This is a genomic window from Pseudomonas sp. 31 R 17 (assembly GCF_900004915.1).
Classification (GTDB): domain Bacteria; phylum Pseudomonadota; class Gammaproteobacteria; order Pseudomonadales; family Pseudomonadaceae; genus Aquipseudomonas; species Aquipseudomonas orientalis_A.
The window spans coordinates 134118-143869 of the sequence record NZ_CVTN01000074.1 but is presented as its reverse complement, the minus strand read 5'-3'; the positions used below and the strand labels follow the sequence as shown (position 1 = coordinate 143869).

At 63.0% G+C, this 9752-nt stretch carries 6 protein-coding genes; 2 read left to right on the top strand and 4 right to left on the bottom strand.

The features are described from left to right. The 3 genes from BFP89_RS18870 to BFP89_RS18860 form a co-directional block, all read right to left on the bottom strand. On the bottom strand, positions 1 to 580 hold a 580-nt coding region (locus BFP89_RS18870), incomplete at its 3' end, for an MFS transporter (RefSeq protein WP_141689109.1). A 33-nt stretch (positions 581 to 613) separates the two neighbouring features. After that, positions 614 to 1438, bottom strand: a complete 825-nt coding sequence (locus BFP89_RS18865) for a hypothetical protein (RefSeq protein ID WP_065886918.1) — start codon at positions 1436 to 1438, stop codon at positions 614 to 616. Between the two features lie 35 nt (positions 1439 to 1473). Next, positions 1474 to 2667, bottom strand: coding sequence for an MFS transporter (locus BFP89_RS18860; protein WP_065886917.1), 1194 nt, complete (start codon positions 2665 to 2667; stop codon positions 1474 to 1476). A 95-nt stretch (positions 2668 to 2762) separates the two neighbouring features. On the opposite strand from BFP89_RS18860, the gene BFP89_RS18855 reads away from it, so the two are divergent. Next, positions 2763 to 3683 carry a LysR family transcriptional regulator gene (locus BFP89_RS18855; protein ID WP_065886916.1) on the top strand — a complete coding sequence of 307 codons (921 nt, stop codon included), beginning with the start codon at positions 2763 to 2765 and terminating at the stop codon, positions 3681 to 3683. 240 nt (positions 3684 to 3923) lie between these two features. Here BFP89_RS18855 and ettA read toward each other — a convergent pair whose 3' ends face one another. Next, positions 3924 to 5588, bottom strand: coding sequence for an energy-dependent translational throttle protein EttA (ettA, locus tag BFP89_RS18850; RefSeq protein ID WP_065886915.1), 1665 nt, complete (start codon positions 5586 to 5588; stop codon positions 3924 to 3926). A 285-nt stretch (positions 5589 to 5873) separates the two neighbouring features. Between ettA and BFP89_RS18845 the strand changes: the two genes are divergently transcribed. Further along, a complete protein-coding gene (locus tag BFP89_RS18845; protein ID WP_065886922.1) occupies positions 5874 to 9725 on the top strand; it encodes a sensor domain-containing protein in 3852 nt (1283 codons plus the stop codon). Positions 9726 to 9752: the final 27 nt, after the last annotated feature.

Genomic DNA, 9752 nt, shown 5'->3' with positions numbered 1-9752 from the left:
GGCCGGCCGCCAACAGCCCGAGTACACCCAGCAGGGTGACACTGGCGCGCCAACTGATCACTGCCAGCAACAGGCCGATCAGTCCCGGGATCAGGGTCTTGCCGATATCCCCGCTGAAGTTGTACTGCGACAGCGCTTGTTTGACGCCCCCGCCCGCCTCGTGGGTATCGGTGATCAGCGACGAAGCCAGGGGGTGCTGCGTACTTGCACCCAGACCGCCCAGCAGCAGCGCCACCAGCAGCACCGCCAGCCCACCGGCCTGGCCGGCAAGCAGGTAGGCCAGGCCCGCGAGCGCAGTGCCGCCCACCAGCAGACGTTCGCGCCCCCAGCGCGCCGCAGCGCGGCTGGCCAGTAGCTGGAAACCGGCCATCATGCCCGCATAGGCACCGCGCAACAGGCCGACCTGGGCGTAGCTGAGGCCGAACTGCGCTTGCCAGATCGGCAACAGCACGTAGATCACATCGGTCAGGCCGTCGTGCACGGCATGCGCGCCGCAACCAGCCACCAGGGAACGGCGGCGCACGCTTGCCGGGTCAGGCGGCGACAACGACGGGGCTGCGGTGTGCTTCAGGGTGTTCATCTGGGTCAGAGGCTCTCAGGCTAAACCGCCGGGTCAACCCAGCAACTGCGCACAGTCGTTCATCACGCTGGCTTTACGCTGCAGGTATTCGGCAAAAATGTCGCGCGCCGTGGCGGGGTCCACCTCAATCTGCAGGGCGCTGGTAAACTCGTTCACCGCCGCCACCGCATGGGCGAAATGGTTGCTCTCGGTGCCGCCGGTGTGCACGGTGACCCAGGCCACCGTCGCACGGGATTTTTCCGGCGGCACGCCCATGTCCCGGACGAACCACTGCGAGTACATCGGATGGATGAACTCCACTTCGCCGTGGGTATACACCTCGTGGATCAACGTGGTCAGCAAGCCCTGCAACAGGTCGCGATCACGCAGGCGACGGCTGTCGGTCCAATCCTTGAAGGCCTGGGCCGAGGGCAGGCAATTGTCCTTCAACATCCACTGGTCATCGCCGCACAGCGCGGTCGCCATGGTGTAGAACAGGTCCGCGTGCACGGTGTTGCCCAATGCGCCCAAGTCTTCATCGGTAATACGCTGCAGGCTGCCGCAGGCACGGTACAGCTGCGCGGCGGCAGCGGAACCGGCGTCGGAACGCGCCAGCAAGGTAATCCGGTTGGCCAGGCCGGACACACTGGCCGCCGAATTATTGGTCTTGGACCAACTGGCGAAGAACTTGCGCAGTACCGCCGGCGAATGCCGACGCGAGGTGAGTCGCGCAAAAGCCTCTTCGATAGCCATCAGCGCCTCTTCCTGAGCCCAAACGGTTTCGAACAGGGCATGGCGCAAGGTACTGGCCGGCATGTCGTTCAATACCGGTTCGATGATTTTCAACAGCTGGCTGCGCTTGATCAGGGTGTCAGTCATATTCACCTCTCATAGTCCTTTATTGGATGAAAAAATCAGGCCGGTTTGCCGCGTTGGCCGGCGATCGGTGCCTGGGTGTTTACCGGTTTCCAGCCCAGCAGGGCGATCACCAGCGACAACAACTGAAAGCCTGCGATCAATGCCACGCAGCCCGGCCAGCCCCACTGCTCCCAGAGCAGCGCCGGGGCCACGGCGCCGGCGCTGCCGCCCAGGTAATAGCCGGTCAGGTACAGGCCCACGGCGCCGGATTTGTCCTGCCCGGCCGTGGTGGCGATGTAGGCATTGGCGCAGGCCTGGGCCAGGAATACGCCGGTCGAGCTCAGGGCCAGGCCCAGCACGATCAGCCACAGGGACGGCAACAAGGTCAGGGCCGACCCGCAGAGCCCGAGGGCCACGGCGGCGCTCAATAACTGCGATTGCGGTCGCGATTTGCTCAAGCGCCCGGCAATGGGAATCACCACCAGCGCCAGCAGGAACACGGCATACAGTGTCCCCAAGGCGGCGGCGCCCAGGTTGAATGGTGCATGGCTGAGATACAGCCCGGCATAGGTAAAGGTGGCGACTTGCGAGAACAGCACGCAGAAACCGACGCCATAGGCCGCCAGCAGGGGTTTGCGCAAAAGCCTGCGCACCCCGCGTGCGCGCACGACAGCAAGGTTGGGACGTGCCACTGGATTGGCCGGCAGCAGCAACAGGATCAGCAGGCCGACCGCCAGGCTGATCACCGCCAACAGCTCGAAGGCTTCGCGCCAGCCGACGTATTGGGTCATGACCCCGGAGACAAAGCGCCCGGCAAACCCGCCGAGCACCGTACCCGCGACGTACAGGCTGGTGATCTCGGTGACGGTCGCTGCGCGCCAGCGGTCGCCGATATAGGCCACGCTGGTGGCGAACACCACCGGGATCAACATACCCTCGATAAAACGCCACACCAGCAGCTCGGCAAAGCTGTCCACATAAGCCGTCAGCAGCGTCGGCAGCGCCAGCAGCAAGGCGGCCGCGACAATCACTGTGCGTTGCTCGAAACGTCCGGTCAGGCGCCCGACAAACGGCGCAGTCAGCGCCACCGCCAGGGTGGTCACGGTAATGCTCCACCCGGCCTGCCGGGCGCTCACCTGGAAGCTTTGGGCAAACACGGGCAGGATGCTCTGGGTCGCATAGAGATTCAGGAACGCCGCACAGCCACACAGAAACACGGCAAGGCGGGCGTGATGCAAGCGCGGGCTCATGGGACCTCTCGTCTTATTGTCGAGGATCTTTATAGAATGCCCAGCGTGGCGAACACCAATACCGAATTCGGACCGATCAATACCCAGGAAACAGAATGCTTGATCTACGCAAGTTACGTTACTTCCTGACGGTCGCCGAAGAGTTGCACTTCGGTCGCGCGGCGCAGCGCCTGCACCTCGCCCAGCCGCCCCTGACGCGGCACATCTCGGCCCTGGAAACCGAGCTCGGCTTTCGTCTGTTCGACCGCACCAGCCGCACGGTCACCCTGACCGCCCAGGGCCGGCACTTTCTACCCTATGCCCGCGCCGCGCTGGAGCACGCCCGGCTCGCGCAGGACATCGCTGCCAAGCTGGCCGCCGGCGCCACCGGCCAACTGGTGGTGGGCTATGCCAGCTCCATCGCGCTGTCGGAGCTGTTCAGCCAAACCCTGCGAGCCTTCGCCCAGCGTTTTCCCGAGGTGCAACTGACCCTGGTGGAGAGCGCTTCCGGCAGCCTGCATGCGCACGTGCTGGACGGTCGCATCGACATCGGCATGAGCCGCCTGCTGCCGGAGCCCGGGCAAACCGACGTCGAGGTGTTGTCGTTGGGGCAGGAACCCCTGGTCGCAGCGCTTTGCAGCGACAACCCATTAGCTGGCCATGACGAAGTCACCCTCGCCCAGCTCAGTGAGTTCCCGTTGATTCTGTTTCCCAGCGATTACGGTTCGGGCCTCAACGGTTCCATCGAGCAGCTGTATCAACGCCACGGCCTGGCGCTGCACCCGGGCCCTGCGGGGCGCCAGATCACCTCGATCATCGCCCTGGTCGCGGCAGGCCAAGGTGTCTCGCTGGTGCCCCAGTGCACCCGCACACTGGCCAGGCAAGGCGTGGTCTACCGACCATTGGCAGACCCCGAAGCCTGGGTGCACCTGCTGATCCTCACGCGCTCGCAATCACGCTCGCTGCTGGTCGAGGCGTTCATGGGGGTGGTCGGTGAATTGCTGCAAGGACGGCCGGCGCTGGCGCCGCGGGCATAATCCGGGCAAAAAAATACCCCTGCGCGAGTTAAGGCTTTTCGTAGGAGCGAGCTTGCTCGCGAAAAACCACAGGCGCCGCGTTCAATCAGGAATCACGCGTTATCGTTGACGTTTTTCGCGAGCAAGCTCGCTCCTACAGAGGGCGATGTACGCTTAACTGAACAGCATTACCCTGCGCGAGGGGTATTTTTCTACAGGCTGCTGCGTACAGGCGCGGCCGAAGCTGCGCCTGTTGCCGAATCAGGCCAGTTTCTTGTGGCGTACCCGGTGCGGTTGGGCAGCTGCTTCGCCCAGGCGCTTTTTCCGGTCCGCCTCGTACTCGGTGTAGTTACCTTCGAAGAACACCGCTTGCGAATCATCCTCGTAAGCCAGGATGTGAGTCGCCACGCGGTCAAGGAACCACCGATCGTGAGAGATCACAATGGCGGCGCCCGGGAAGTCCAGCAGGGCTTCTTCCAGGGAACGCAGGGTTTCAACGTCGAGGTCGTTGGACGGTTCGTCGAGCAGCAACACGTTGCCGCCCTCTTTCAAGGTCAGGGCCAGGTGCAAGCGGCCACGCTCACCACCGGACAGGTCCTTGACGAACTTCTGCTGGTCGCCGCCCTTGAAGTTAAAGCGGCCCACATAGGTACGCGCCGGGATTTCATAGTTGCCGATACGGATCTGGTCGGAGCCGTCGGAAATCTGCTGGAACACCGTCTTGCTGCCGTCGAGGTCTTCACGGCTCTGGTCCACACAGGCCAGTTGCACGGTTTCGCCGATCTCGATGCTGCCCGAATCCGGGGTTTCCTTGCCCATCAGCATGCGGAACAGCGTGGATTTACCCGCACCGTTACCGCCGATAACGCCGACGATCGCGCCTTTTGGCATGGAGAACGACAGGTTGTCGATCAGCACGCGGTCGCCATAGCCTTTGGAAACGTTCTTGAACTCGATGACCTTGTCACCCAGGCGCGGACCGGCCGGGATGTAGATCTCGTTGGTCTCGCTGCGCTTCTGGAATTCCTGCGACTGCATTTCTTCAAAGCGTTGCAGACGGGCCTTGGATTTGGACTGACGGGCCTTGGCGCCTTTGCGCACCCACTCCAGTTCTTCCTTCATGGCTTTTTCATGGGCCGATTGCTGCTTGGATTCGGCGGCCAGACGGTCGGACTTGGCTTCCAGCCAACCGGAGTAGTTGCCCTCGTAAGGGATACCGGCGCCACGGTCGAGTTCGAGGATCCAGCCGGCGACGTTGTCGAGGAAGTAACGGTCGTGCGTGATCGCTACCACGGTGCCCGGGAAATCGTGCAGGAAGTGCTCCAGCCAGGCGACGGAATCGGCGTCCAGGTGGTTGGTCGGTTCGTCGAGCAGCAGCATGTCGGGAGCCGACAGCAGCAGGCGGCACAGGGCCACGCGGCGTTTCTCGCCACCGGACAGGAACTCCACCTTGGCGTCCCAGGCCGGCAGGCGCAGGGCGTCGGCGGCGACTTCGAGCTGGCGCTCCAGGTTATGACCGTCGCCGGCCTGCAGGATGGCTTCGAGCTTGGCCTGTTCGGCGGCCAGCTTGTCGAAGTCGGCATCCGGCTCGGCGTAGGCGGCGTAGACCTCGTCCAGGCGCGCCTGGGCGTCCTTGATCACGCTGACGGCCTCTTCGACCACTTCACGCACGGTCTTGGTCGGGTCCAGGATCGGCTCCTGGGGCAGGTAGCCGATGTTCAGCTCCGGCATCGGGCGGGCTTCGCCTTCGAACTCGGTGTCGACGCCGGCCATGATTTTCAGCAGCGTGGATTTACCCGAACCGTTGAGGCCGAGCACGCCGATCTTGGCGCCAGGGAAGAAGGACAGCGAAATATTTTTCAGGATTTCCCGCTTCGGCGGAACAACTTTTCCCAGCCGATGCATGGTGAAGACGTATTGAGCCATGGTGAACCTAGCGTCAGTGACTGATGAATTATGCGGACGAAGCCCGTGCCAGGCCATGCGCCGCGCGGGCCGTTGACTATCATCAATGCCGGCGAGCGAAAAAAAGCCTGAATATCTGGGGCTGGAACGCCCCCGCGTAACCGGCAAAGCTACCTGAATGCGCTGGGGCAGTCCAGCCAGGCGGGACTGGCACTTTGCCACAACTCAAGGCATGCTAGCCGCCCTCCGGGCGTCCGGCTTATAGTGCACGTCGCGCGCCAGTCCAGCCAACCGCAGGATCACAGCTTGTCCAAAGTCACGCCGCCCACGCCCTTGCGCGCCGCTCATCTAGCGCCAGGAGCGCCCCTGCACGGCACCTTTAAAGGCGCGTTGGCGACGCTTGTGCTGGTGTTGCTCGCGTTATTGTTCTGGCAACTGCTCGACCAATTGCAGCAGAACCAGAAAAACCAGCAGCAATACACCATCGACTACAGCGCCGACCTGGCCGAACAGATCAGCCAGAACATGGCCCTGAGCGCACAAATCGCCTTGAATCTGCTGCCGATGGTCGAGCCGCCGCGCAACGCCGAACAACAACAGGCCCTGATGCGCACGTTGCAGCGCTCATTTCCCGAATTGCGCAGCTTCGCCCTGCTCGCCCCCAGCGGCGCGCTGATCAGCGACACCGCCGGCGACAGCCAGGACAGCGCCCTGCTCGAAGAACTGGTCAAGCGCAGCCACGCCCAAGCCTATTACCTGAGCAACGACAGCGACGGCACCGTCATCTATCTGTTGCTGCACCAGCCCAGCGGTGGCTCGAAACTGTACTGGGCACTGCGCCTGACGCCCACTTACCTGGCCAACCTGACGCGCCAGGATGCCCAGGGCCAGCGCCCGATGTGGGCGATCGAGAACCGCCTGAACCATCGCGTGGTCAGCCGCGACAGCGGCATGCCAGCACCCTGGGCCACTGCGTTGACCCCGGACGAGTTGAATAAAAGTGTGCTGGTCACACCCTTGAGCAAAAGTGACTGGCAGCTGCACGGGCTGTTCGACCGCAGCGCGGTGCTCGAACAACTGCTGCCGGCCTTTATCGGCAAATGCCTGCTGGGCCTGGCTTTTTCGCTGATCCCGGTGATCGTGCTGCTGAACATGCGCCGGCGCCAGCGCCAGGTGAATGAGGGCCGCCGACGTTACCAGGATATTTTCGAAGGCACCGGCGTGGCCTTGTGCGTACTCGATCTGTCGGGGGTGAAGGCGTTCTGCGACAAGACCCAGGTGCAGGACAGCGAACAATTGCACGCCTGGATGCAGGCCAACCCCGCCGAGCGGCGCAAACTGCTCAAGGAGTTGCGCGTCACCGAGATCAACCAGATGGCGGTGCGCCTGTTGGGCGTCAGCTCCTGCGAGCAGGCCTGGGAGCGCCTGATTGACGATGGGCCGCACAATGCCACCTCGATCGGCCACCAGGTGCTGGAAGCCGTACTGACCCGGCAAAAACAACTGGAGCTGGAAATCCAGCTCAACGATGTGACGGGCAATGAACAATACCTGTGGCTGGTCATGCGTCTGCCGGAACAGCAGGATGACATCAGGGCGGTCATCCTCAGCATCAGCGATATCACCAGCCGCAAGCTGATCGAGCTGTCGCTGGTCGAGCGCGAGAGTTTCTGGTCGGATGTGGTACGCACCGTGCCCGACCACCTGTATGTGCAGGACGTGGTCAGCCAGCGCATGATCTTCAGCAACCATCACCTGGGCCATACCCTCGGCTACAACAAGGCCGAACTGCAGAAAATGGGTGAGTACTTCTGGGAAATCCTGCTGCACCCCGAAGACGCCGAACATTACCAGGACGCGCGTCAACAGCAACGCGAGGTGGGTTATACGACCCAACTGCACTGCCAGCTGCGCTTTCGTCACCGCAACAACCAGTGGCGACGCTTCGACATTCGCGAACAGGCCCTGGCCACGGACACCTCGGCGGCGGTCACACGGATCATCGGCGTGGCCAAGGACATCACCGACCAGATCGAGGCCAGCGAATCCCTGCGCGACAGCGAACAACGCTACCGCATGCTGGCCGAGAGCATCAGTGATGTGATCTGTTCCACCGACAGCCGACTGGCCCTCAACTACGTCAGCCCATCGGTCAACGCCGTGCTGGGGTACGACGTGGACTGGGTGTTCAAGAACGGCTGGCAGTCGATCATTGCCAACCCGCAGCAACTCACCGGCATGTATGGCCTGATGGAACAGGTCAGCCGTGCCGTGGGTAATCCCGAGGCGCTGAACAGCCTGCGCGATGAGGTGCAGACCCAACTGTTCCTGTTCGACTGCCTGCGCGCCGATGGGCGCAAAGTGCCGATCGAGCTGCGCGTGGTGCTGGTGTGGGACGAACATGGCGCGTTTGAAGGCATCCTCGGCGTCGGCCGTGATATCAGCCAGCAACGCCGCGCGGAAAAAGACCTGCGCATGGCGGCCACGGTGTTCGAACACTCCACCTCGGCGATCCTGATCACCGACCCGGCCGGCTATATCGTGCAGGCCAACGAAGCCTTCAGCCGGGTCAGCGGTTACGCCGTCAGCGATGTACTCGACCAGTTGCCGAACATGCTCACCGTCGACGAACAGCAGGAAGCCCACCTGCGCTACGTGCTCAAGCAATTGCACCAGCACAGCACCTGGGAAGGTGAAGTGTGGCTCAAGCGCCGCAATGGCGAGCACTACCCGGCCTGGGTCGGTATCACGGCCGTGTTCGATGATGAAGGCGACCTGGCCAGCTACGTGTGTTTCTTCAGCGATATCAGCGAGCGCAAGGCCAGCGAACAGCGCATCCACCGCCTGGCCTACTACGACGCCTTGACCCACCTGCCCAACCGCACGCTGTTCCAGGACCGCCTGCACACCGCATTGCAATCGGCCGAGCGGCAGAAGTCGTGGGTGGTGCTGATGTTCCTCGACCTCGACCGTTTCAAGCCGATCAACGACTCCCTGGGCCATGCCGCGGGCGACCGTATGCTCAAGGAAATGGCCACGCGCCTGCTCGGTTGCGTGGCCGAAGACGACACCGTGGCACGGATGGGCGGCGACGAGTTCACCCTGCTGCTGCAACCGCGTATCAACCGCGAAATGGCGCTGAACCGTGCCATCACTGTGGCCGAACAGATCCTGGCCAGCCTGGTGAAGCCGTTCGTGCTCGAAGGCCGCGAGTTCTTCGTGACCGCCAGCATCGGCATCGCCTTGAGCCCCCAGGACGGTAACGAGCTGAGCCAGTTGATGAAAAACGCCGACACGGCGATGTACCACGCCAAGGAGCGCGGCAAGAACAACTTCCAGTTCTACCAGGCCGACATGAACGCCAGCGCCCTGGAACGCCTGGAACTGGAAAGCGACCTGCGCCACGCCCTGGAACAGGACGAATTCGTGCTCTATTACCAGCCGCAGTTCAGCGGCGACGGCAAACGCCTGACCGGCGCCGAAGCCCTGCTGCGCTGGCGCCATCCACGCCGCGGCCTGGTGCCGCCGGGGGATTTCATTCCGGTGCTCGAAGAGCTGGGGCTGGTGGTGGATGTGGGCGACTGGGTGATCAGCGAAGCCTGTCGCCAGCTCAAGACCTGGCACCAGAACAAAGTGCGGGTGCCGAAAGTCTCGGTCAACATCTCGGCGCGACAGTTCTCCGACGGGCAGCTGGGCACGCGCATCGCCACCATCCTCAAGGACACCGGCCTGCCACCGGCGTGCCTGGAGCTGGAGCTGACCGAAAGTATCCTGATGCGCGAAGTCAACGAAGCCATGCAGATCCTCGCCAGCCTGAAAAACCTGGGGCTGAGCATTGCGGTCGACGACTTCGGCACCGGTTATTCATCGCTCAACTACCTCAAGCAATTCCCCATCGACGTCCTGAAGATCGACCGCACCTTCGTCGACGGCCTGCCCTCCGGCGAGCAGGATGCGCAGATCGCCCGCGCCATCATCGCCATGGCCCACAGCCTGAACCTGGCGGTGATCGCCGAGGGCGTGGAAACCCACGAGCAGTTGGACTTCCTGCGCGAGCATGGCTGCGATGAAGTGCAGGGCTACCTGTTCGGGCGGCCGATGCCGGCGAATCGGTTTGAGGCGCAGTTCAGCAATGATGCGCTGTTCATGTTTGACTGAGATGTGTGGTGAGGCCACTGGCCTCAT